The organism is Stenotrophomonas aracearum (assembly GCF_031834615.1).
Lineage (GTDB): Bacteria > Pseudomonadota > Gammaproteobacteria > Xanthomonadales > Xanthomonadaceae > Stenotrophomonas > Stenotrophomonas aracearum.
The window spans coordinates 4220608-4245998 of sequence record NZ_CP115543.1 but is presented as its reverse complement, the minus strand read 5'-3'; the positions used below and the strand labels follow the sequence as shown (position 1 = coordinate 4245998).

General features: G+C 68.9%; 9 protein-coding genes. 8 read left to right on the top strand and 1 reads right to left on the bottom strand.

The features are described 5' to 3' along the window. Positions 1–14 precede the first annotated feature (14 nt). The 4 genes from PDM28_RS18920 to PDM28_RS18905 all read left to right on the top strand — a co-directional run bounded on the left by PDM28_RS18920 (position 15) and on the right by PDM28_RS18905 (position 9608). On the top strand, positions 15–1799 hold the full coding sequence (locus PDM28_RS18920) for an autotransporter assembly complex protein TamA (protein WP_311183243.1): 1785 nt from the start codon (positions 15–17) through the stop codon (positions 1797–1799). Beyond that, positions 1796–5635 (top strand): translocation/assembly module TamB domain-containing protein, encoded by a 3840-nt coding sequence (locus PDM28_RS18915; RefSeq protein WP_311183242.1) that lies wholly within the window; start codon positions 1796–1798, stop codon positions 5633–5635. The genes PDM28_RS18920 and PDM28_RS18915 overlap by 4 nt, the downstream gene beginning before the upstream one ends. 904 nt (positions 5636–6539) lie before the next feature. Beyond that, positions 6540–6827 carry a SymE family type I addiction module toxin gene (locus tag PDM28_RS18910; RefSeq protein ID WP_311183241.1) on the top strand — a complete coding sequence of 96 codons (288 nt, stop codon included), beginning with the start codon at positions 6540–6542 and terminating at the stop codon, positions 6825–6827. A gap of 633 nt (positions 6828–7460) precedes the next feature. Then, positions 7461–9608, top strand: a complete 2148-nt coding sequence (locus PDM28_RS18905; RefSeq protein WP_311183240.1) for a S46 family peptidase — start codon at positions 7461–7463, stop codon at positions 9606–9608. Between the two features lie 13 nt (positions 9609–9621). Here the strand turns inward: PDM28_RS18905 and PDM28_RS18900 are convergent, their stop codons facing one another. Beyond that, positions 9622–10353: a hypothetical protein gene (locus PDM28_RS18900; RefSeq protein ID WP_311183239.1), complete on the bottom strand. Its 732-nt coding sequence runs from the start codon at positions 10351–10353 to the stop codon at positions 9622–9624. A gap of 183 nt (positions 10354–10536) precedes the next feature. Here PDM28_RS18900 and PDM28_RS18895 point away from each other — a divergent pair, with 183 nt between their 5' ends. The 4 genes from PDM28_RS18895 (at position 10537) to PDM28_RS18880 (ending at position 25353) form a co-directional block, all read left to right on the top strand. Further along, entirely contained in the window at positions 10537–11250 is a 714-nt protein-coding gene (locus PDM28_RS18895) for a response regulator transcription factor (protein WP_311183238.1), read from the top strand. A 228-nt stretch (positions 11251–11478) separates the two neighbouring features. Further along, a complete protein-coding gene (locus tag PDM28_RS18890) occupies positions 11479–20985 on the top strand; it encodes an SdrD B-like domain-containing protein (protein WP_311183237.1) in 9507 nt (3168 codons plus the stop codon). Next, positions 20982–24338 carry a hypothetical protein gene (locus PDM28_RS18885; RefSeq protein ID WP_311183236.1) on the top strand — a complete coding sequence of 1119 codons (3357 nt, stop codon included), beginning with the start codon at positions 20982–20984 and terminating at the stop codon, positions 24336–24338. Before PDM28_RS18890 ends, PDM28_RS18885 begins: the two co-directional genes overlap by 4 nt. Before the next feature lie 10 nt (positions 24339–24348). After that, the gene (locus tag PDM28_RS18880) at positions 24349–25353 is read left to right on the top strand and encodes an OmpA family protein (RefSeq protein ID WP_311183235.1); all 1005 of its coding nucleotides are present in this window, start codon (positions 24349–24351) and stop codon (positions 25351–25353) included. Positions 25354–25391 lie beyond the last annotated feature (38 nt).

The following is a 25391-nucleotide window of genomic DNA, read 5'->3' as shown; positions in this document are numbered from 1 at the left end:
CTATCCTGTGTCCCATGCCGCCTTTGAAACACCTCCTGCCCCTCCTGCTCCTGTCGCTGGCCCTCGCCAAGGCCGCGCACGCGCGCGGCACCATCGAGAAAGTCGACATCACCGGGCTGGACAGGAGCGACGACGCCGAGATCATCGAGAACATCGAAGTCTCGCTGTCGCTGTACGACACCATCGGCACGCCGCAGGGCGAGTCGCGGCTGGAATACCTGCTCTCGCAGGCCGAGCGCCAGACCCGCCGCGCGCTGGAGCCGTTCGGCTACTACAACCCGGTGATCAAGGTGGAGAGCCCGCGCGAAGGCGACAACCTGCACGTGACCATCCATGTCGAGCGCGGCCCGCCGACCCTGGTGCGCCGCGAGAACATCGACATCACCGGACCGGCGCAGCTGGACCAGTACCTGCAGGAAGACATCGAGAACTTCCGTCCGCGCAAGGGGCAGCGCTTCGAACACACCCGCTACGACGCCAGCCGCGTGACCATCACCCGGCGCCTGGCCGAGCGCGGCTATTTCGATGCGGACTTCACCCAGCGCCGGGTGGAAATCACCGGCGCCGAGAACGCCGCCGACATCGACCTCACCTGGGACAGCGGCCGCCGCTACAACATGGGCGACATCCGTTTCCACCAGGATTACTTCGTGGAACGCCTGTTCGACCCGCTGGTGTACTGGGAAAAAGGCAGCTACTTCCATGAAGGCAAGCTCGACCGCCTGCGCGAGTCGTTGACCAAGCTCGATTATTTCAGCGTGATCGACATCCAGCCGCAGCCGGACCAGGCCGATGAAAACGGCAACGTGCCGGTGGACATCAACCTGACCCGCGCCAAGCGCACCATCTACACCGCCGGTGTGAGCTACGGCAGCGAAAGCGGATTCGGTGTGCGCGGTGGCCTGGAGCGGCGCTTCATGAACAGCCGCGGCCACAAGATGAACACCCAGCTCGACTATGCGCAGAAGCGCAAGAGCCTCGTCACCACCTACCGGATTCCGGCGTTCAAGTGGCTGGACGGCTGGTATGGCTTTACCGCCAGCGCCTACGACGAGCAGACCGACTACATCGACCTGCGCAACTTCAAGCTGATCGCCAGCCGCAGTGGCGAGATCAACGAACACTGGACTGCGATCGCCTCGATCAACGCGCTGCGCGAGCGCTGGCGCTATGCCTCGGGCACCGAGTTCACCGACGCCATCTACAACACGTCCACGCTGGTGTACCCGCAGCTGGTGGCCGACTACGTCAACGTCGACGACCGGCTGGCGCCACGCAGCGGCATCAGCGGCACCGCCACGATGCGCGGTGGCATTGAAGGCGTGGGCTCGGACACCAGCTTCGTGCAGGCCAACGTGATGGCGCGCTGGTTCATTCCGGTAGGCGAGGCCGACCGCCTGATCCTGCGCGGCGAAGCCGGCACCACCTGGACCAGCGACCTGGTGGCGATGCCACCCAGCCTGCGCTTCTTCGCCGGTGGCGACCGCAGCATCCGCGGTTACGCCTTCCGTGAAGTCGGACCGCGCACGCCGCCGCCGGACAAGTTCGCGCTGGGCGCCAAGAACGTGGTGACCGCCTCGGCCGAGTACGAGCATTACTTCAAGGGCGGTCCGTGGGGCGGTGCGGTGTTCGTCGACACCGGCAGCGCGTTCGACAACACCATCGACCTGCATACCGGCGTGGGCTTCGGCGTGCGCTGGAAGTCGCCGGTGGGCCCGGTGCGCGTGGATATCGCGCACGGCCTGAACAACCCCGACTCGCAGTTCCAGCTGTACCTGAGCATCGGAGCGGACCTGTGAGCACGCCGACACCGACCCCCGCCACCCCGCCGCCGCCGCGCGTGCGTTTCTACCGCAAGCGCCGCTTCTGGGCGTGGTCGGGCTTCACCGTGCTGGGCCTGGTGCTGCTGGCGCTGATGCTGGTGTACTGGCTGCTGCAGACCGTGGCGGGGCGCGACGTGCTGCTGGCCCAGGTGGTGGCGCGGCTGCCTGCCGGCGCCACGCTGACCTGGAGCCGGATCGAGGGCCCGGTGTCCGGACCGCTGGTGCTGCACGACCTGGATTTCCGTTACGACGACATCCACTTCACCGCCGAGCGCGCCTACCTGGACCCGGACATCCGCCCGCTGCTCGGCCGCAAGCTGCAGCTGGACGCGCTGCAGATCAAGAACGCCACGTTGAACCTGGCCAAGAGCGATGAGCCGTTCGAGATGCCGTCGTGGCCGGAGTCGCTGCCGCAGATCGAGATGCCGCTGGCGATCCAGGCCGACACCATCATCATCGACGGCTTCCGCGTCACCCAGGCGCAGGAACCGGTGATCGACATCGCAAAGCTGCGCGGTGGCCTGGAAATCGCCAACGGCGAATTCCGTGCGCGCCAGCTCAAGGTCGACAGCAACCTGGGCGACTTCCGCATTGACGGGCATTACCTGCCCGGCAACGACTACACCACCGACATCACCATCGGCGCCTCGCTGCCGGCGCCGCGCGGGCGTACCCCGGCCAAGCTGGGGCTGGTCGCGCGTGGCAACCTGGGCCGCATGGAAATCGCCGTGGCCGGGCATGCGCCGGCACCGCTGCAGGCCAGCCTGGTGTTCGAAGGCCGCGACGAGCCGATGTGGAAGGCCAGTGCGCGCAGCAAGGAACTGGACCTGGCGCTGCTGGTGCCGGGCATGGACCCGGCGAGCGTGCCGCTGTCGCTGGACTTCACCGCGACCGGCAAGGGCGGGCAGGCCAACCTGCAGGGGCGCGTCCAGCAGGGCGACCTGGCGGTGGAACTGGCGCCGTCGAACGTGGGCCTGGCCGACCAGGTGCTGACCGTGTCGCCGCTGGTGGTGAAAGGCTTTGGTGGCCAGGCGCGCCTGCAGGGCACGGCCGATTTCACCGACCGCGAAAACGCCAGCCTGCGTTTCTCGATCGTGGCGCACGACCTGACCTTCGTACCGGAAGCGGACACCACCACGCCCGGCGCGGCCAAGCCGGTGCCGGTGACGTTGAAGGAAGCGCGGATGGGGCTGGCTGGCACGCTCAAGGGCTGGGCAGCGGTCGGTACGGCTTCGGTCGCGCGTGAGCAGCAGTCGGCGAACCTGGACTTCGACGTGCGTGGCAGCGACACGGCTGCGTTGATCAAGCGCCTGCAGGCCAAGACGCCGGGCGGTGCGCTCGACGTCACCGGCCAGGTGGCGTGGGCACCGCAGCTGGACTGGGACGTGGCGGCGAACCTGGCCGCATTCGACCCGGGCTATTTCGTGCCGGGCTGGGACGGGCGCCTGTCGGGCTCGGTGGCCTCGAAGGGCCGCCAGCTGCCGGTGCCGGCGGGCAGCCCGGCCGGTACTGCGGCGAGCTATGAGGCGACGGTGGACGTGCCGGGGATCCGGGGCACGCTGCGCAACCGCAACGTGGACGCGCAGGGCCGCTTCGCGCTGCGCGGGCAGCAGGGCGAGGGCAACGTGCGCCTGGCGGTGGGCAACAGCCGGCTGACTGCGCGCGGCAGCGTCGGTGATCGCCTGGACGTGCAGGCGCAGCTGGAGCCGGTGCAGCTGGACGACCTGATGCCGGGCAGTACCGGTACGCTGCGCGGCACGGTGCAGGTGCGCGGGCCGCGCACCGCGCCGGACATCACGGCCGACCTGGTCGGCAGTGGCCTGCGTTACAACGACTGGAGTGCTGAAGCGCTGAGCATCCGCGGCCGCCTGCCATGGCAGGGCAGCAATGGGACGCTGGCGGTGCAGGGCACGAAGGTGCAGGTGGGGATGCTGCTGGACACGTTGAACGTGGACGCCAGCGGCAGCCTCTCCAACCTGCGCGTGGATGCGCAGGCGAAGAACGAACTGGGCGCGGTGGCGCTGCAGGGTGGGGTACGACAGCAGGGCAATGCATGGCGGGGCGATCTTTCGGCGCTGCGCATCGCGCCGGTGAAGGGAGATGCGTGGGCGCTGCGCGAGGCGTCTACGTTCAGCGTGCAGGGCAGCAATTTCACCCTCAGCGATACCTGCCTGGGCGCGGCCACCGGTGGTGCGCTGTGTGCGAGTGCAAACTGGCCGCGCGATGGGCTGGTGGTGCGCGGTGATGCATTGCCGTTGGCGCTGGTGCAGCCGTGGCTGCCACCGCAGTCCGGGCGGCGCCTGTACCTGCGCGGCGAGCTCACGCTGGACGGGCGCATCCGTCCGCGTGGCAATGCGTGGGAAGGCAGTGCGAAGATCGCGTCGCTGGAAGGCGGCATACGGCTGGGCGACAACGCGCGCGGCGAGCTGGTGCGCTACGACCAGTTCTCGGCGACGCTGGAGATGACGCCGGCGCAGATCAACGCGAAGCTGGGCGTGGGCTTCCAGGGCAACGGCTTCGTTGATGCGAAGGTGCAGACAGGGTGGGACGCGAACGCGCCGCTCAATGGCGAGCTGTACCTCAACATGTCGCGGTTGTACTGGCTGGAGCTGTTCTCGCCGGACATCGTGCGGCCCACCGGTTTGATCGAAGGCCATGTGAGCCTGCGTGGCACGCGCGGTACGCCGTCGCTGGGTGGCGATGCGAAGCTGAGCAACTTCAAGGGCGAGTTCCCGGCGCTGGGCCTGACCTTCGATCAGGGCAGCGGCAGTTTCGTGGCGCAGCCGGACGGTTCGGCCAAGATCACGGCGCAGGCGAATTCGGGCAAGGGCACGCTGTTCATCGATGGCGGGCTGTCGTGGTTCGGCGATGCGCAGCCGTTGCAGCTGCATATCCATGGCGAGAACGTGTTGTTGTCGAACACGCCGGAACTGCGGATCGTGGCCAATCCGAACCTGGACTTCACCTTGGAAGCGGCGGCGATGAAGCTGCGCGGTACGGTGCACGTGCCGGAAGCGGACCTGGACCTGGAGCGGCTGGATCGCGGCACGTCGGTGTCCGAAGACGTGGTGGTGCTGGACCCGGCGGACCCGGAAGAGGGGCCGAGCTCACCGCTGGACATGGACCTGACGGTGAGCCTGGGCGACAACGTGCGGATGGCGGGGTTCGGTCTGAAGGGCGGGCTGAGCGGGAAGATGCAGGTGTGGTCGCGGCCGGGTCGTGAGATGACGGCCAACGGTGCGCTGGAAGTGAGCGGGCGCTACAAGGCGTACGGTCAGGACCTGACGATCACGCGCGGCAACCTCAACTGGAACTTCAATCCGGTCTCCGACCCGCGCATCAACATCCGCGCGGAACGCCGGGTGGGCGATGTCACGGCGGGCATCGATGTGACCGGGCGTGCGCAGTCGCCGCGGGTGGATGTGTGGTCGGACCCGGCGATGTCGCAGTCGGAAGCGCTGGCGTTCCTGGTGTTGGGCCGCAGCCTCACGGGCGCGAGCAGCGACCAGACGCAGCAGGTCACGGCGGCCTCGGCGGCGCTCTCGGCCGGCAGTGGCCTGCTGGCGTCGCAGCTGGGCGCGAAGCTCGGGCTGGACGATGCGGGTGTCAGCCAGTCGCGCGCGCTGGGTGGTTCGGTGATCGGCTTCGGCAAGTTCATTTCGCCGAAGCTGTACGTGGGCTACGGCGTTTCGCTGGTGGGCAGTGGTTCGGTGATTACGCTGAAATATCTGCTGCGGCGCGGCTTCGACATTGAAGTGGAATCCAGCACGGTGGAAAACCGTGGCTCCATCAATTGGCGTAGGGAGAAGTAGAGCCGGGCTCTGCCCGGCTGCTGTTGGATTCAGCCGAACAGCCGCAGGGTGCAAGGTTGCCCTGGTCAGGGCCGTCGGGTGCGGGTTTGTGGGGGACGCCGTAAATACATCCATGTAGGCTCATCGCCGCTTGCACGTGTGCGCTGTCCTGCGCACACGGCAAGACCGGGGTTGGGCTCCTGCCCAACCCGTCGGGCGCATGCGCCCGACCCATGCGGCTCGTGCCCCCTCAAACCCACCCCCGCCGACCCTCCGACAGTGCGTCGGTGGCCACGGCAAACGCGGGTGCCGGCCGTTGGCCGGCTGTTGATGCCGATCATTTCCATGCGTCAACGAACGCGGATGATTTCACGGCGGTCGTTTGGGAACCGACCCTACCACGGGGCACCCGGATGCCTCCGCGAATGACATCTGCAAACGCCGGTAGGGTCGCGCCCCAGCCGACCGCCGATAACTGCCCAACATCCGATGGGGCATTGCAAACATCGGAACCGCCTGCATCCGCACGCGCAATCCATGCCAAAAACGGCAGGTAAAAAATCGCGCTTCACAACTGAAAACGCCGTGGAAACGATCCGCCGCGATGCGCATCACACTCTGCTACGCGCATGCACCACAACGCCTCGCGCTCGCATCTGGCTCACTCCCGACATCGTCTTAGGAGCGGTCAATCGATCTGCGCGTTTCAACAGAAACAATCAAATTGAGCTAACTTCGCCCCGTCCGCATGGTGGACCCAAGGAGTTTGATAGCTCCGTAACCAGAAGATGGATGCAATATGTCGGGTGGGTGGCGAAATACAAAACCCTCGCGGAAATACGTCGCACCGTTACTGGTTACACGGCTATCAACCTCCCGACTCCCTCGCCATTCCGGCGAGGGAGACATCCAGGAGATGCCTACCATGCATGACCACGAACGCGATTCATCCGCCGGCACCCAACCGCGCGTCATCTACCACTGGCGCACGCCCCGCACCGTGCTCGTCGGCACGGTGCGCCACGACGACCACGAACCCGAATCGGGCGAAATCCTGATCCCGTCCCTCCACCTTCGCGGCATGTGGCTGGCCACTGCGGGCATCGAACCCGGCGCGCGGCTCACCGTCCAGGTTGCACCCGGTTGCGTGCTGCTCCGCACCCTGAAGCCCACCGTGCGCAGAGCCTGCCGCCGCGCAGGCTGGTACGCATGATGCCGTGGGCCGGGCTCCGGCCCGGCCCTGCGTGATCAGCACCCTGGCACAACCCAACACGGGCAACGCTGTTGGTAGGGTCGCGCCCCAGCCGACTGCCGATAACAACCCCCGCGCCCGGTAACGGCATTGCACCGATCGACATCAAGCCTCCAACACGCACGGGATTGCACAGGCCCATGCGTCAAAGCGATCGCGAACAGAGTCGGCGGTTGTTTGGGAACCAACCCTACCGAACCCGCATCACTCGGTGCCGCGTAGCGACACGCCATGCGTGTCCCCCATAAGCCACGCAGCACGCATACGTGTCGACCGCAGGTCGGCACGCCGGCTTTTCCCCAGGCCACCGACGCCCTGTCGAAGGGTCGGCGGGGGTGGGTTTGAGGGGGCACGAGCCGCATGGATGCGGCGATGAGCCTACATGGATGTATTTACGGCGTCCCCCACAAACCCGCACCCGACGGCCCTGACCAGGGGAACCGCGCAGACGGCGGCTGTTCACCCAAATGCATGAAGCCGGGCGCAGCCCGGCTCCAAGCCAGCCGGAATGAGCCCATCCCTGACCATCGGGCGTTGCCCCAGTCGCCCCCAGTAGCTAAGGTGCCCCCTCGTTCCGCCGTACTGGATGCACCCATGCCCGCACGCAAGCCCCTCAGCGCCGCCCTGGCGCTTGGCCTCACCCTCGCTGCCGCCGCCCATGCCGACGAAGGCATGTGGATGCCGACCCAGCTGCCGGACCTGGCCAAGCCGCTGAAGGCCGCCGGCTTCAAGGGCAACCCCGCCGACCTGGCCAACGTGACCGCACCGCCGCTGAGCGCCGTGGTTCGCGCCGGTGGCGGTACCGGCTCGTTCGTCTCCGCCGACGGCCTGCTGCTGACCAACCACCACGTCGCCATGGGCGTCATCCAGTACAACACCACCGCCGAGCACAACCTGATCGACGGCGGCTTCATCGCCCAGGGTCGCGCCGACGAGCGCCCCTCCAACCCCGACTTCCGCGTGCTGGTCACCACCGGCTTCGACAAGGTCACCGATGAAGTGCTGCGCGACGCGCGCGGCAAGACCGGCCGTGCCTACTTCGACGCCGTCGACCGCGCCAGCAAGCGCCTCGTGGCCGAGTGCGAGGCCGAAGGCAACGTGCGCTGCAGCGTTGCCGACATGTACTACGGCACCGACTTCTACCGCATCCGCCAGCTCGAACTGAGCGACGTACGCCTGGTCTACGCACCGCCGCGCGCCATCGGCAACTACGGCGATGAGATCGACAACTTCATGTGGCCGCGCCACACCGGCGACTTCACCCTGCTCCGCGCCTACGTCGGCAAGGACGGCAAGCCCGCCGCCTACAGTCCGGACAACGTGCCGTACCACCCGCCGGCGCACCTGAAGATGTCCATCGACGGTCCCAAGACCGGCGACTACGCCATGCTCGCCGGCTACCCGGGCATCACCTATCGCCATCGCACCGCCGCCGAATTCGCCGCCCAGATCGACGCCGTGCTGCCGCGCCGCGTGGCCGTGTTCCAGCAGCTGATCGACACCATCGAAGCGGCCACCGCCAAGGACGCGCAGGCGCGTACCCGCTACGCGGCGCAGCTGCAGTCGCTGAAGAACAATCGCAAGCGCGCCGCCGGCGAGCTCGAAGGCCTGCTGCGCAGCGACGCCAAGGCCCAGCGTGCGGCTGACGAAGCCGCCATGCTGCAGGCCACCGACGCCGCCTACCGCCCCGACATCCAGGCCCTGTTCGGCACCCTCTCGCAGGGCGCCTCGATGGGCGAGCGCGACTTCGTGCTGGAACAGGCCGCCAGCCAGAGCCAGCTGCTGCGTTCGGCGCTGATGCTCGAGCGCCTGCGTATCGAGTCGGCCAAGCCCGACGCCGAGCGCGAAAGCGGCTACCAGCAGCGCGACCTGGCGCTGATCGAGGGAACCCTCAAGCAGGTCCAGCGCCGCTATTCGCCCGAGGTGGAAAAGGCCCTGCTGACCGACCTGTTCACCCGCTACCAGCAGCTGCCCGACGCGCAGCGCGTGCCCGAGTTCGACGCCGCGTTCGGCCGTACCCCGGCCGCGCTGGCCAAGGCCCTGGACACGCTGTACGCCGGTACCCGGCTGGGCGAGGAAAGCGAGCGCCTGTCGCGCTTCGCCGCTGCGAAGGACGGCAAGCCGCTCGCGCACGACCCGCTGATCGATCTGGCCGGCCCGCTGGTGGCGGTGCAGCTGCGCCTGGAGGACGAGCGCAAGACCCGTGAAGGCGAACAGCTGCGCCTGCGCCCGGCCTACATGAAGGCCCTGTTCGCGTGGCGGGCCAAGCAGGGCCGCGCCGTGTACCCGGACGCCAATCGCACCCTGCGCATCAGCTACGGCAAGGTGGAAGCCCTGTCGCCGCGCGACGCGGTGCACTTCGACCCGGTCACCACCGTGGCGGGCATCGTCGAGAAGAACACCAACGCCTACCCGTTCGACGCGCCCAAGCCGCTGCTGGCGGCGATCGCCAAGGGCGACTTCGGCAGCACCGCCGACCCGGTGCTGAAGACCCAGACGGTGAACTTCCTGACCAACCTGGACACCACCGGCGGCAACTCCGGCTCGCCGGTGCTGAACGCACGCGGCGAACTGATCGGGCTGAACTTCGACAGCAACTGGGAATCGGTGAGCGCCAGCTGGTGGTTCGACCCGCGCTTCAAGCGCGCCGTGCACGTGGACATGCGCTACCTGCGCTGGCTGCTGGCCAAGGTCTACCCGGCGCCGGAACTGCTGAAGGAAATGGGCGTACCGGCGGAGTAAGGCCGGCAACCACCTACCTGGCGGGCAGGGACCGGATCCCGATCCAGTCCAGCTGCAGCGGGGCACGCAGCAGGTTGGGCTCGTTGCCCAGCGGGTTGTTGGGATCCCACACGTTCGGGTTGGCCGTTTCCGCCGTGTGCTCCGGCGGCGGGGCGGCACCATTCCAGCCCGCCAGGTGCAATGACACGCCGCCCATGTGGCGGCCCGGCCTGGGCGGCATCTCCCGCGCGCCCACCACCACGACCTCGGTGGGCTGCACGCCCATCCGGATCGACTTCTCCATCAGTCGGGCGGCCACGTCGTGGACCGCCCGCTCCCAGCCCTCGTCGGGCTTGGGGAAGGGCAGCAGCGAGAATTCGCGGCGGACCTCATTCAACACGCGCGCATGGATGGCGCTCTGTGGACGTAGTGGAACGGCCATGGCGGTGTCCTCCAACGGCGGCGCCACCTGGACTTCGTACAGGTAATGCACCGCCCTGACGGCGCGGTCCTCGTCGCTGGTAAGCGGCCCGAACGGCGAGCCATGTTTCGGCAGAACCAGCCGTTGATAGACCTGGGCCATCGCCCAGGGGTTGTTCGGGGCCACCGGCGGCGGCGTGAGGGTGACCGGCGGAAGGTTGCGGACCGTCTCCAACAGGAAGCCCAACTCCCTGAAGACACCGGCGTGATGTTCCGGCGGCCACGAATGGGCCAGGCGCTGGCACAGCAACGGACTCAGCACATCGGGGACGGTGGCGACGGGCATGGCGGTTTCCAGAAAAGGCTCGCCTGCACGCTGACCGCCACGACCGGCGTGGACAAGCGGCAACGACGACGCTCGCGTGTCGTTCACGGCCGCCCTGATGAAGGACGCCGGCTTTTGTCGCATTTGGCTCATCCCACACCGGCGGCTAGACTGCAGTCTGAAACGGGGACTGCGACAAGGCACGTGACGGCACCACGGGAACTGGAAGGACTGCAGGTCTGGGTAGTGGAAGACGACCCGGAGCTGCTGGCGCTGCTGCTGGACGACCTGGCCTGGCGGGGCGCCAGCGTGCGTGGCCTGGGCAGTGCCGAAGCCTTGTACCGTGCGCTGCTCAGCGACCGCTGCGACATCGTGGTGCTCGACGTGGGCCTGCCCGGCGAAGACGGCTACGCGGTGGCCAGCCACCTGCGCGCCTCGGCCAGCATCGGCATCGTGATGCTCACCGGTCGCGGCGATGCGCGCGACATGGCGCTGGGTCTCACCCAGGGCGCCGACCTCTACCTGGTGAAGCCGCCGGACATGGACGTGCTGGCCGCCGGCCTGCTCAGCCTGCGCCGGCGCCTGCCGGCTGCTTCAATCGCCGCCACGCCAGCACCTCCGACGGTCGCCGCGCGCTGGCAGCTGGCCGACGATGGCTGGACCCTGCATGCGCCCACCGCCGCCACGCTGCCGCTGACCGCCATGGAGCGCGGCCTGCTGCAGCAGCTGGTGGAAGCATCGGGCGCCGCGGTCACCCGCGAGCAGCTGATCGCATCCGTCACCGACACCCCGTGGGACTTCGATCCGCATCGGCTGGACGTGCTGGTGCACCGCCTGCGCGCCCGCGTGCGTGCCGCCACCGGCGTGGAACTGCCGCTGCGCGCGCTGCGCGGCCAGGGTTACCTGCTGACCGGCTGAGCCGGTCGATCGCCCGCAGGATGTGAGCAAGTGTGAGCCTGGGTGAGCCGGCGGCACTGACTTGCCTGGCCGCGCCCAACACAATGCGCCCCGCCCGGATACGCCGGCGACGTCTGTCGCCTGTGGTTCGGGTTCGATAAGACAGGGGACGTCTGTACCGGTTGCGTTGTACGCGCATCGTGCTTCGTTCCCTGTGAACGCAGCACCGACCGGAACAGGGGAAAACACATGTCCAGCCATAGCGATCGCGCAGCCTGCTGCGCGGCGGTGACGTCGTTCGAGCGCGCGCAGGCGCCATCGTGGCGCGCCGTGCTGAAGCGCAGCGCAGCTGCTTTGCTGCTGGCAACGCCGCTGTCCGCGCTGGCGATCGACCTGCAGATCACCGACTTCTCCGACACCGGCTACGACCCGGTGCCGGCGGGCACCACGGTGATCTACAACGTCAAGGTCGAGAACGGCGCCAACGACACCGCCACCGGCACCGTGACCCTGTTCGACCTGCCCGCCGGTACCGCGCTGGGCAGCACCGCCCCGGCCGGCTGCAGCGCTTCCCCGGGCGCCAGCGGCACCACCCGCGTGCGCTGCACCAACCCGACCCTGAGCGCGTCCACCGCGCCGTACGAATTCAAGCTGCCGGTGACCACCACCGCGTCGCAGCCGGCCACCATCACCGTGCGCACCGCGATCGGCTTTGCCGCCGCGCTGCCGCCGGACACCACGCCGATCCAGAACCTGCAGGGCAACGACCCGTTCTTCGGCAGCGACACTAACGTTGCCAACAACCGCACCAGCCAGAACACCACCATCCAGGCCTCGGCCGATCTGGAGCTCAGCAAGAGCGGCACCCCGAACCCGGTCATCGGCGGCGGCGAAATCACCTACACCCTGAGCGTGCGCAACAACGGCCCCAGCGTGACCACCGGCTTCCGCGTGGCCGACACGCTGCCGCCGAACGTCACCCTGGTCGGCGTGCCGACCGGTGCGGACTGGTCGTTCACCCAGCAGAACGGCACCTACAACGGCACCCTCGCGGTGGGCGCCAGCACCAGCTATTCGTTCCGCGGCAAGGTCAACGTGGGCACCGGCAACATCGTCAATTCGGCGGTGGTCAACGCCGGCAACGTGCCCGATGCAATTCCGGACAACAACGCCGCGCAGGTGAGCACGGCGGTGACCGCCGGTGCCGACCTGCTGCTCTCCAAGTCGGTGTCGCCGGCGCCGGCGGCCGCCGGTTCGGTGGTGACCTATACGCTGACCGCGCGCAACGACGGGCCGAGCCCGGCCACCGGCGTGTCGATCACCGACCCGATGCCGGAAGGCTTCACGATCACCGGCGGCAATGCCCCGGCGGGTTGGACCTGCACCAGCAACGCGGCCAGCGACGTGCGCACCTGCACCTTGGCCGGCAACTTCGCACCGGGCGCGCAGGCCGTCATCACCATCACCGCGCAGGTGCCGTCCACCGGCACCAACAGCAGCGGTACGGTGGTCAACAGCGCGCAGATCAGCGCCACCACGCCGGACCCGGTGCCCGCCAACAACACCGGCAGCGTCGGCCTGACCGTCATTCCCGACGGCGCCGACCTGCGCATGAGCAAGAACAAGACCCCGCCCCTGGTGCCGGTGTGGAATGGCACCGGCGTGCGCACCGACAGCGTGATGACCTCCACGCTGCGCGCGCAGAACCTGGGGCCGCGCACGGTCACCGGCAACCTGCAACTGGTGGACACGCTCGCCGTGGGCGAGGAGTGGGTGGATGCCACGGGTCAGCCGTATGCGGCGAACACACCGATCACCGCAGGCGGCTTCACCTGCAGCGTCGACCGCGCCTGGAACGGTACGGCCTCCCAGGTGGTGACCTGCACCCAGACCGGCGGCTACCCGGTTGCGGTCAATGCCAATTCTGCTGCGCTCACGCTGTACACGCTGGCGCGCCTGCAGGGCACGCTGGGCAACACCGCGTGCACCGGCGGCAGCGGCGGTTCGGCCGAGCCGACCACTGCCGGCGCCATCAACCTGGATCCGAACACCACCAACGACTGCACCGGGGGCAGCAGCCGCGCCACGGACGCGCGTGCGGACCTGTCGATCACCAAGCGCACCAACGCCGCTGGCGACGCCGACAACATCGTCCGCGATGCGGATGGCTCGGTGAGCTACACCCTGCAGATCACCAACAGCGGCGCGGCCACCACCGGCGTGGTGATGAACGACCCGATCCCGGGCTTCGTCACCGGTTCGACCACGGTCACCCCGATCACCACCCCGGCCGGCTGGAGCTGCGGCCTGAGCGGCAGCGCCTGGATCTGCCGCTCCGGCAGCACCGCGCTGGCGACCAACGCCACCGCCACGATTGCCTTCACCGTCAACCGCGGGCTGTTCGACAGCCAGAGCCAGGCTGCAGGCACCTGCGCCGGGCAGCCGCTGCAGGCCGGTCGCTTCTGCAACACCGCCGGCGTGAGCGTGGACCCGAGTGTCTCCGGCTCGATCGGCGAAGCGGACGCGAGCAACAACAGCGCCCAGGACTGGGTGCAGATCGACCCGGTGGCCAACGTCGCCACCACCGCCAAGGACATCACCTCGGGCAGCCCCGGCCGCGCCGGCGTCAACACCACCTACCGCATCACCTACCAGAATCGCGGCCCGTCGATGGCGCGTGGCGTGGTGTTCAACGACACCTTCACCCTGCCGGCCAACGACGCTGGCTTCGTGCTGGTCTCGGCGGTACGCACCGGCACCGGCAACACCGCCTGCAGCGTGACCCGTCAGGACGGCACGATCAATTCGGCGTCCGCACCCGGCGGCACCTCGTGGTTCAACACCGGCGGCGCGCCGGCCACGCTGCGCCTGACCTGCGCCCCGCTGGACATGGCCAACAATTCCACCCAGACCATGACGGTGGTGATCCGCCCGAACGTCAACAGCGGCAACACCGGCCGACAGTTCACCAACGTCGGCAGCTTCCATTTCGATCTCAACAACGACGGCACCGAAGATCCGGCCAGCGGCACGCTCGGCAACGGGGTCAGCTACAACTACAACAGCACCACCAGCGATGACACCCGCAATGCGGTGCTCGACTTCACCGCCGGTGAAGTAGACCTGATCGTCAACAAGATCGACCAGAACTTCGTGGGCGCGGTGGATCCGCTGGGCTTCGATTCGCGCCCGGGGCAGGAAGCCAACAACTACATCCTCTATCAGGTCAGCGTGCGCAATGACGGCCCGTCGCTGTCCACCCGCACCCTAATCGAAGACACCATCACCCCGGCAGCCGGCGCCGACGTACGCTTCGTCGGCAGCCGCACCGGCACCAGCACCACGCCGCAGGGGACGCTGGAAGCGCCGGGCGACCGCTGCACCGTGGCCCCGGGCAGCAGCAACCCGACCACGGCGCCGCAGACGCTGTCGTGCACCATGCCGAGCATCGGCGTGTCCACCACCGAACAGGGCGTGATCGCAGCGGGGCAGACCAGCTACCTGTACCTGGTCTACCAGTACCTGGCGTCGCCGCCGGCGACCGGCGCCACGCTGCTGAACTCGGTCACCGCGCGTTCGGCCGAAACCGAGCGCGACAGCAGCAACAACACGGCGGTGCAGGAAACCAGCATCCGCACCCGCGCCGACCTGGCCATGACCAAGACCAGCGTGGTGGCTGCGCCGAACGCCGACCCGACCCAGCCGCTGCCGGCGGCCGCGACCAGCATCAGCCTGCGCCAGCCGTTCTGGTACGTGCTGGACGTGGTCAACAACGGCCCGGGCCACAGCCTGTCGCGCGACCGCAGCGGCAACAGCCCGCAGCGCGGCGACGGCGTCGTGGTCACCGACACCCTGCCGGCGCAGCTGGAAGTGATCGGCGGCGCCGAGGCCGTCACTTGGCAGAAGGTCGGCAACACCGCCGACGCCGGCGTGGTCAGCAATGGCATGGGCAACTGCACCCTGGCCGGCCGCACCCGCGTGCTGGTGCCGGCGCGCTGGACCTCGCTGCCGCCCAGCGGCGCCGGCAGCAACACCGCGCGCGCCACCAGCGACCAGGTAGACCCGAACCCCGGCAATGACGAGAGCACCAGCACCCACACCGTGGTGCGCTCCTCGCTCACCGGCGTGGTGTTCCAGGACCGCGACCGCAGCGGCGCCAACGGCGGCACCCAGCAGGCCGGCGAGCAGGCGATCCCGGGCGTGGAAGTGCGCCTGTCCGGGCAGGATGCCTATGGCAACACGGTGACGCAGACCACCACTACCGACACGAACGGTGCGTACCGCTTCGACAACCTGGCCCCGGCCGGTGCGAGCGGCTACACCGTGAACCAGGTGCAGCCGACCACCTACGTCAACGGCCCGGTCGCACCGCCAGCCAGCGGCGCACTGGCCCCGTCGGCCGGTGGCACGTTTGCCGTGGTCGACCCGGTCCTCAGTGCCAATTCGCTGTACACCGGCATCGCGCTGGGCGCGGGCGTGGACGCGGTGCGCTACAACTTCCCGGAAGTGCGGCGCGTGGCGCTGTCCGGCTTCGTGTACGTGGACAGCAACTACAGCAACACCCGCAACAGCGGTGACGCGCCGATCGCCAATGCCACGGTGGAACTGCTGGATGCCGCAGGCGTGGTGCTGGCGACCGCCACCACCGGCAGCGACGGCGGCTACAGCTTCGCAGCGCTGGACCCGCTGACCGCATACACCCTGCGCGAGGTGCTGCCGACCGGCAGCTACCGCAACCGCCCGAGCGCGATCAACCCGGGCCAGGTGGGCGGCGCGGCCTGCGTGGGCTGCACGGTCGCCACCGGTGCCTCGGGCGATGCCGCCACCACCGACCGGATCAGCAACATCGACCTGTCGCGCGGCGACGACGGCACCGCCTTCAACTTCGGCGAGGACGCGATCACCGCGATCTCCGGCCACGTGTACCTGGACCGCAATGGCAACGGCGATTTCGATGCCGGCGATGCGGGGACCCGCAACTCGCAGCCCAACGGCGGCCTGCAGGGCGTGACCGTCACCCTCACCGGAGCCGGCGCCGATGGCGTGTTCGGCAACGGCGACGACCTTGCGCCGGTCACCGTGCAGACTGATGCACAGGGCCGGTACGAATTCGATGCACTGGTGGTCGGGCAGAACTACCGCATCAGCGAGACCCAGCCGCAGGGCTATGCCAACGCGGCCGAGAACGCGTCGAACAGCATCACGGTCAACGCGCTGGCGCTGACCGGCTCCACCGGCAATGACTTCGGCGAGACGCTGGGTGCGCTCAGCGGTTCGGTCTATGAAGACTTCTCCAACGTCGCGGCCAACAACAACAACGGCCGCCGGGACGCGGGCGAGAATGCCATCGCCAACGTCACCGTAACGCTGGCCGGCACCGACGTACTCGGCAACCCGGTCTCGCTGACCACCACTACCGACGGCAGCGGTGCCTACCGCTTCGCCGACCTGCTGCCGCCGCAGGCGGGCAGCAGCTACACGCTGACCGAAACCCAGCCGGCCGGTTACCTGGACGGCAAGCACACGGTGGGCAATGCCGCCACCCCGGGCACCACTGCGGTGGCCAACGTGATCTCGGGCATCGTCATCAGCGCCGGCCAGGACGCCACCGGCTACCTGTTCGGCGAGCTGGCCAATGCGCCGATCAGCGGCACTGTGTACCTGGACCGCAACGATGACGGCGACAACAACGCCGGTGACATCGGCATTCCGGGCGCGCAGGTCGTGATCGTGGGCGCCGGCAACGACGGCATCTTCGGCACCCCGGACGACACCACGGTGACCCTGGTCACCAACAGCGACGGCCAGTACACCTACCCGGGCGCCGTGGCGGGGCAGGACTACCGCATCACTGAAACCCAGCCGACCGGGCTGGGCGAAGGCCGCGAACAGCCGGGCAACGTCATCACCATCAGCAACCTGCCGGCGGCTGGCGCCAGCGGCAACGACTTCGGCGAACTGGCCGGTTCGCTGTCGGGAACGGTGTTCCTGGACCGCAACAACAACGGTGTGCAGGACGCGGGCGAACCCGGCCTGCCCGGCGTGCAGCTGCAGCTTCCCGCCGGCAGCGTGGATGCGCTGGGCAATGCGGTGACCACCGCACTGACCGACGCCGACGGCCGCTACAGCTTCGAACACCTGCTGGCCGGCACCTACACGGTGACCGAGCAGGCCGCGCAGCCGCTGTTCAACGGCACGGCAACCATCAACGGCATCACCCACGCTGGCACCGTCGACGGTGCCGCGGCGGGCGTGGCGTCGACCGTGGCCACCGTGCCCAGTGCGATCAGCGCGATCGTGCTGCCGGCCGGCAAGCACGCGGTACAGCAGGACTTCGCCGAAATCCTGCCGGTGTCGATCGCCGGCACGGTGTTCTTCGACGTGGACAACGACGGCGCGCGCAACGGCGCTGCCGAGACCGGCATCGAAAGCGTGACCCTCGAGCTCACCGGCACCGACGACACCGGCGCCAGCGTCAGCCTGAGCGTGCAGACCGACGCCGATGGCCGTTTCGCCTTCGACACGCTGCGCCCGGGCACCTACACCGTGACCGAGCCTCAGCAGCCGGCCGGTACCAGCAACGGCATCACCACCGCCGGCACCGTCGGGGGGGTCAGCCGTGGCACCGCCACGCCGATCACCAGCGTGCCCAGCCGGATCAGCAGCATCGACCTGACCACCCCGGGCAGCGCCTCGGTGGACAACCTGTTCGGTGAGATTCCGCTCAACAGCGGCATCAGCGGCAAGGTCTGGACCGACCGCAACAACGACGGGGTGGTCGATCCGGGTGAAACCGGCCTGGCCAATGTGCGCGTCACCCTGGCCGGCACCGACCTGGCCGGCAATGCGATCAGCCGCGACACCGTGACCGACGCCGACGGCAGCTACAGCTTTGCCGAGCTGCCGCCCGGCACCTATGTGGTGACCGAGCCGGAGCAGCCGACCGGCACCCGTGACGGCCGCACCGTGGCCGGCAGCACCGGTGGCAGCGTGACCGCGCCGGGCACCGCGCCCTCGCAGATCAGCGCGGTGGTGCTGGGCGTCAACCAGCAGTCGATCAACAACAACTTCGGTGAGATTCCGACCGCCAGCATTGCCGGCCGCGTCTACAACGACAGCAATGACAACGGCGTGGTCGACAGCGGCGAAGGCGGCATTGCCGGCGTCAGCGTAGTGCTCACCGGCACCGATGACCTCGGTCAGCCGGTCAACGCCACCCTGACCACCGATGCTGAAGGCCGCTACCGCTTCGAAGGCCTGCGTCCGGGCACCTACACGGTGACCGAGCCGACCCAGCCGCCGCAGACGCTCAACGGCATCACCAGCGCGGGCACCGTGAGCGGTGCCAGTGTCGGCGTGGTCACCGACCGCAGCAGCGTGCCCTCGGCGATCAGCCAGATCGTGCTGCCGCTGGGCGTGGACGCGCTGGAGTACAACTTCGGTGAGATCGGCGACTCGCCCGACCTGATGGTCCGCAAGGCCTCGACCAGCACCCGCTTCACGGTCAACAACGTGGCCGGCTACACCATCCAGGTGCGCAACGCCGGGCAGCAGCCGAGCCGCGGCGAGTACGTGGTGCACGACCGCCTGCCGACCGGGCTGAGCCTGGACGGCACGCCGGTGGGTACCGGCTGGACCTGCACCGGCGACGCCGGCGCCACCCGCTTCAGCTGCAGCAGCCAGCGCGTGCTGGCGGCCGGTGCGATCTCGCCCGACACCATTGCGGTGCAGGTGCGCGTCAGCGCCGCAGCGGCCGAGGCCGGCACGGTGAACAACGCAGTGCTGGTGGAAGGCGGCGGCGAGAACCCGTTCCGCGCCCCGACGCCGGCCGAGCGTGCCGCGTTCGACGGCGAGGTCGGCGACCTGCCAGCGTGCGTGGACGGCATCATCCACAACGCCTGCCGCGTGCCCAACAGCGTGCAGCTGGCCGCGTCGGTCGGCGGCACGGTGTGGTTCGACATCGGCAGCGACGACCAGCTGCTCGACGGCGGCGACCGTCGCCTGTCGGCCTGGACCGTCGAGCTGGTCGACCCGGCCAACGGCCAGGTGGTGAAGAGCACCACCAGCGCCGCCGACGGCAGCTACCGCTTCGGTGACGTGGTGCCCGGCGTGAAGTGGAACATCCGCTTCCGCGACCCACGTTCGACCGTGCTGTGGCCGTTCCCGGTCACCCGCGAAACCGCCGCTGGCGTGCAGGAACCCTGCGATGCCGAGGCCGCCATCGCGCGCGGTGGGGTCAGTGCCTGCGTCACCACCGACAACGCCACCAGCCAGCTGGAGGTGGTGTTGCGCGCCGGCCAGCACCTGCCGCAGCAGAGCCTGCCGGTGGACCCGTCGGGCGTGGTGTACGACGCCACCACCCGCGACCCGGTGCCGGGCTCGATCGTGACCCTGGCCCCGGTGGGCCTGTGCAGCGGCTACGACCCGCGTACCGGCGTGCTCAACGCGGCCGGTGGCGGCTACCGCATCGAAGGCAGCAGCATCGCGATGACGGTGGGCAGCGAAGGCTTCTACCAGTTCGCGTTCGGTCCGGGCGCGCCGGCCCGCTGCGAGTTCCAGCTGACGGTGACCCCGCCGGGTGGCTACACCTTCGTGTCGACCATGATCCCGCCGCAGGCCAGCGCGCTGTCGCCGGCCGGTGGGGCAGGCGCCAACCATGTGGTGCAGGCCAATACCCAGGCGCCAACCGGCGCGGTGGGCACGGCGACCGAGTACTACCTGACCCTGTTTGCCGGTTCGGCCACGGCGGCGATCGTGCACAACCACCTGCCGCTGGACACCGCGGTGGCCACCGGCCTGGCGATCACCAAGACCGGCGACCGCCAGACCGCGGAGATCGGCGACACCGTGCAGTACACCATCACCGTGCGCCAGACTGCCGGCAGCGCGCTTGGCGCGTTGAACGTGGTCGACCGCCTGCCGCGTGGCTTCACCTACATCGACGGCACCGCGCGTGCCGACGGACGCGCGCTACCCGATCCTGCCGGCCGCCCGGGCCCGCTGCTGGGCTTTGCGCTGGGCCCGATCAACGTCGGCGGCCAGATCGTGCTGACCTACCGGGTCCGCGTGGGCGTGGGTGCGCAGCAGGGCGATGGCATCAACCGCGCGCAGGCATTCGGCTGTTCGATCAGCGGCGGTTGCATCGACACCACTGCGATCGCCCCGCTGCCCGGTTCGCTGGCCTCCAACCGTGCCGAGTACCGCGTGCGCGTCACCGGTGGCGTGTTCACCGAACAGGCCTGCGTGCTCGGCAAGGTGTTCATGGACTGCAACAACAACCACCTGCAGGACCGCGAAGAGCTCGGCATTCCGGGCGTGCGCCTGTACTTCTCCGACGGCACCTGGGTGATCAGCGATTCGGAAGGCAAGTACAGCTTCTGCGGCCTGCCGCCGCAGAGCCACACCCTGAAGGTGGACGCCAGCACGCTGCCGGTGGGCGCGCGCCTGACCACCAGCAGCAACCGCAACCTGGGCGACGCCGACAGCCTGTTCCTGGACCTGAAGAACGGTGAGCTGCACCGCGCCGACTTCATCGAGGGCAGCTGTGCCAACCCGGTGCTGGAGCAGGTCAAGGCCCGCCGCACCCAGGGCGAGGTGCGCGCACCGGAAACCGAACCGGGCCAGGCGCCGCTGCGCTTTGAAAGCAAACCCGCGCGGGCGCCGCAACAAGCGACCGACACGGCCAACCAGAGACCGATCGTGCAACCCCGAGCCAACCCGCCCGCTGCCGGCACCGCGACGGAGGGCCAGCCATGAGCCGCGCCCCCGTACTGCACCGGCTGCCCCGCCTGAGCCTGCTCGCCTGTGCGCTGGCCACCCTGCCCGCGATGGCGCAGAGCGTGGGCACGCCGAGCCGGTTCACCCCGGTGCTGGGCGACGCCAGCACGCTGTACCCGCGTAGCCCGGCCAGCGTTGACGCCGCGCCGGTGGCGCTGCGCGCGACGCCGTCCGGCGTGCTGGACCGGATCGTGGTCGAACTGGACCGCGACGGCGTGCCGGCCGACGGCCAGAGCGCGGTGCACGTGCGCGTGCAGCTGCTCGATGCCGCCGGGCTGCCGCTCAGCGGCACCACCTACGCCACCCTTGAAAACAGCGGCGGCCGGATCCGCCTGCCGGGCTCGCGCACCGACGAACTTGGACCGGGCGCGCTGGATGCCGACAAAGTGGCCCCGGGCGTGCAGCTGCAGGTGGTGGACGGCGTGGCCGAGTTCGACCTGCTGGCCCCGCATGAGCCGCAGGACGTGCTGCTGCGCGTGACCGCCGGCAGCGAAACCGCGCAGGGCAGCATCGGCTTCGTGCCGGAAATGCGCGAGATGATCGCCACCGGCCTGATCGAAGGCGTGGTCAACTTCCGCCGCAAGGGCAATGGCGGGCTGGTTTCGCCGGTGGAACACCACGACGCGTTCGACCGCGACATCCGCCGCTGGGAGCGTCAGTTCAACAACGGCAAGGCGAATGCCGCTGCGCGCACTGCGTTCTTCGTGAAGGGCCGGATCAAGGGCGACGCGCTGCTGACCGCCGCCTACGATTCGGACAAGGACACCCGCGGCCGCCTGCTGCGCGACATCCAGCCGGAAGAGTTCTATCCGGTGTACGGCGACTCCGCGCTGCGCGGCTTCGACGCGCGTTCGGCCGAGCGCCTGTACGTGCGTATCGACAACAAGCGCAGCTACCTGCTGTACGGCGACTTCCAGACCGGCGACGGCCTGGCGACGTCCACCGGCATCGGCGGCAGCGGGCCGATCCCGCAGCGCAGCCTGGGCACGTACAACCGCACCGCCACCGGGCTGGGCTGGCATTTTGAAAGCGAGCGCGTGCGCAGCAATGTGTTCGCCATCGAAGACTCCCTGCGCCAGGTGATCGAGGAGTTCCGCAGCCAGGGCAGCGGCCCGTATGCGCTGCGCAACAACGCGGTGCTGGAAGGCAGCGAGCGGGTCGAAGTGATCGTGCGCGACCGCAACCAGCCCACCCGCATCGTCTCGGTGCGGCCGCTGGCGCGGCTGGTGGACTACAGCTTCGAGCCGTTCTCCGGCCGCATCCTGCTCAACCAGTTCCTGCCGGCGTTCGACAGCGACCTCAACCCGGTCTCGCTGCGCATCACCTATGAACTGGACCAGGACACCGAGACGTTCTGGGTGGGCGGTGCCGACGCGCAGGTCAAGCTGACCCCGCGCATGGAAGTGGGCGCGGCCGTGGTGGACGACCGCAACCCGTATGCGGAATTCCGCATGGGCAGCGCCAATGCCAGCTACCGGTTCGGCGACAACACCCTGCTGGTGGCCGAGTTCGCGCGCACCCGGAGCGAAGTGAACACCAACTCGATCAACCAGATCACCTCGCAGGGCTTGAAGGACATCACCGGCGACGTGGAGGGCGATGCATGGCGGGTGGAGTTCGCACATGCGGCCGGCAAGCTGGACGCGCGCCTGTTCGCGGCGCGCACCGACCCGGCGTTCAACAACCCGGCCGCGCCGCTGTACGGCGGGCGTGGTGAGTACAACGCCCGCGTGGCCTATCAGCTTGGGCCGCGCCTGGAGCTGTACGTGGAAGGCCTGCGCAGCGAGGACCGCAACCCGGACGGCGGCAAGCGCGACGCCGGCGGCGCCGGTGTGCGCATCGGTGCCACCGAACGGCTCACCGTGGACCTGGGCGTGCGCAGCATCCGCGAGACCATCGGCGTGACCTCGCCGTGGTCGTCCGGGGTGCCGTTCGGCAACGCCGGCGGCCTCACCGGCGGCTTCGCCACCGGTGCCGGTGGCGGCGCGCTCGGCTACGGCCAGCAGGCGCTGGACCCGGCCACCGGGCTGATGGTGATCAACGGCAGCAACACCGGCAGCCCGATCACCAGCGACCTGCCGGTGGGCACCGAGCTGGAATCGGACAGCGCCCGTTTCGGCCTGGGCTACCGCCTGAGCGACAAGCTCAGCAGCGGTGCCGAGATCGAACACAGCGTCAGCGGCGAAGACCGCCGGCGCCTGGCCGCCGGCCTGGACTACCAGGTGTTCGAGCGCAGCCGCCTGTACGGCCGCTATGAAAAGCAGACCGGCCTGACCAGCGCCTACGGCATCACCACCACCGACCGCGAGGCCGACGCGCTGGTGTTCGGTATCGACAGCAGTTACCTGCGCGATACCCAGACCTTCAGCGAATACCGGCTGCGCGACGCGATCAGTGGCCGCGACGTGCAGGCGGCCTCGGGTATCCGCAACAACTGGGACATCCGCGAAGGCATGCGCCTGTCCAGCTCGGCCGAACACGTGAAGGTGATCGACGGCAGCACCGGTGACAGCACCGGCCTGGCGCTGGCGCTGGACTATGCGGCCAATCCGCTGTGGCGCGGCGCGATCCGGGCCGAGCACCGCATTTCCGAGGACGTCCCGGACACCGAGACCAACGAGGCGTTCAACACCACGCTGCTGCAGTTCATGCTGGCCCGCAAGCTCAGCCGCGACTGGACCCTGCTGGCGCGCAACTACCTGCTGAGCACGCGCTACGACGCGCGCGGCGATGTGCTGCAGGACCGCTTCCAGCTCGGCGTGGCCTACCGCGACACCGACCGCAACCGGATCAACGCGCTGGCGCGCTACGAGTACAAACTCGAGCGCGACGAAAGCGGACTGACCCTGTCCGACGGCAGCACCGTGGATGGCAGCAGCCAGGACGTGCGCACCCGCGCGCACATCGTCTCGACCCATGCCGACTGGCATCCGTCGCGGCCCTGGTGGATCACCGGGCGCGTGGCCGGCAAGTGGCAGCAGGACCAGTTCGCCTACGCCGACGGCGCACGCGTGAACAGCCGCTTCCGCGCCATGCTGTTCTCCGCCCGCGTGGTGTACGACATCACCGAGAACTGGGACGTGGGCGTACTCGGCTCCACCTTCCGTGGCCAGACCGGTGCGAACCAGTACGCCTACGGCATGGAAGTGGGCCGCCTGCTGCGCCAGAACCTGTGGTTGTCGGCTGGTTACAACTGGACCGGTTTCAGCGGCGACCGCGATCTCAACGGTTACGAGTACACCGAGCAGGGCGTGTTCCTGCGCCTGCGCTTCAAGTTCGACGAAGACCTTTTCCGGCCGGACCCCGTCCGCTACCGCGACCCGGCACGCTGAGGATACCTTGATGAAAAACACCGCCATGACCTTCCACGCCGCACGCCCGTTGCTGGGCGCGGCCCTGTTCACCGTGCTGGCCGGCGCCGCGTCGGCGCAGACCGCGCAGCTGCTGCCGCAGCAGCAGCGGATCAGCGACGAAGCCATCCATGCCGACCACGCCACGTATGAGGCCACCCAGGGGCGCATCCAGGCGCTCAACGACAGCGGCCGGCCGATCCGCGACTACCACCTGTCCAAGGCGCAGTGCTGGCTGGACGTGTCGTTCCACGAGTACAGCCGCAACGACCGCAGCGATTTTCCGCAGGCGGCACTGGGCGAGTCGGAGCGGCTGATCGTCGGCATGGAGCAGGGGGCAAGCCCATTGCCGACCGACACCCCGCTGGTGAACAACGCCAAGTACCTCCGCGTTGACCTGTGGCAGCGCCTGCGCGTGCTGCACGGCAGCCCGGGCTTCGCCTGTGCCGCGCAGCAGGTGGCGTGTGGCGAGGTGGAGCTGGTGCATGCCGGCAATGAGTTCAACCAGCAGCAGTGGCGCCATTCCAAGCCGTACATCCAGATCGCCGAAGAGCTGGTCAACGACGCCGAAGCGCAGGCGCGCCAGTGCGCGGTGGCATCGACGGTGGCACCGGGCCCGCTGGTGGCCAACGTGCTGTTCGAATTCGACCGCGACGGCTACCGCGACATCCGCACGTATTCGCTGGAAAGCATCGACCGCGCGCTGGCCAGCATCGGCAGCGAGTCGCTGCAGCTGCAGTCGGTGGTGCTGGTCGGGCATGCCGATCGCCTGCAGGGCCGCGGCTTCGACGCGAACCAGGCGCTGTCCGAGCGGCGTGCGAAGACGGTGCGCGAGCTGTTGATCGGCCGCGGGCTGGACCCGGCCAAGATCCGCTACGAGTACCGCGGCGATACCCAGCAGGTGCAGCAGTGCGATGGCGTGAAGCCGCGTGCGGCGCTGCTGGAGTGCCTGCTGCCGAACCGGCGGGTGGAAGTGCGCTTCGAGGTGGCGCGCTGAGCGTGTAGCCATTGATGTGCAGCCACGCAGGGCGTGGC

Coding starts and splice junctions, on each gene's coding strand:
- PDM28_RS18885 (WP_311183236.1), top strand. CDS start 20,982: ATGAGCCGCGCCCCCGTACTGCACCGGCTGCCCCGCCTGAGCCTGCTC.
- PDM28_RS18910 (WP_311183241.1), top strand. CDS start 6,540: ATGCATGACCACGAACGCGATTCATCCGCCGGCACCCAACCGCGCGTC.
- PDM28_RS18890 (WP_311183237.1), top strand. CDS start 11,479: ATGTCCAGCCATAGCGATCGCGCAGCCTGCTGCGCGGCGGTGACGTCG.
- PDM28_RS18880 (WP_311183235.1), top strand. CDS start 24,349: ATGAAAAACACCGCCATGACCTTCCACGCCGCACGCCCGTTGCTGGGC.
- PDM28_RS18905 (WP_311183240.1), top strand. CDS start 7,461: ATGCCCGCACGCAAGCCCCTCAGCGCCGCCCTGGCGCTTGGCCTCACC.
- PDM28_RS18920 (WP_311183243.1), top strand. CDS start 15: ATGCCGCCTTTGAAACACCTCCTGCCCCTCCTGCTCCTGTCGCTGGCC.
- PDM28_RS18900 (WP_311183239.1), bottom strand. CDS start 10,353: ATGCCCGTCGCCACCGTCCCCGATGTGCTGAGTCCGTTGCTGTGCCAG.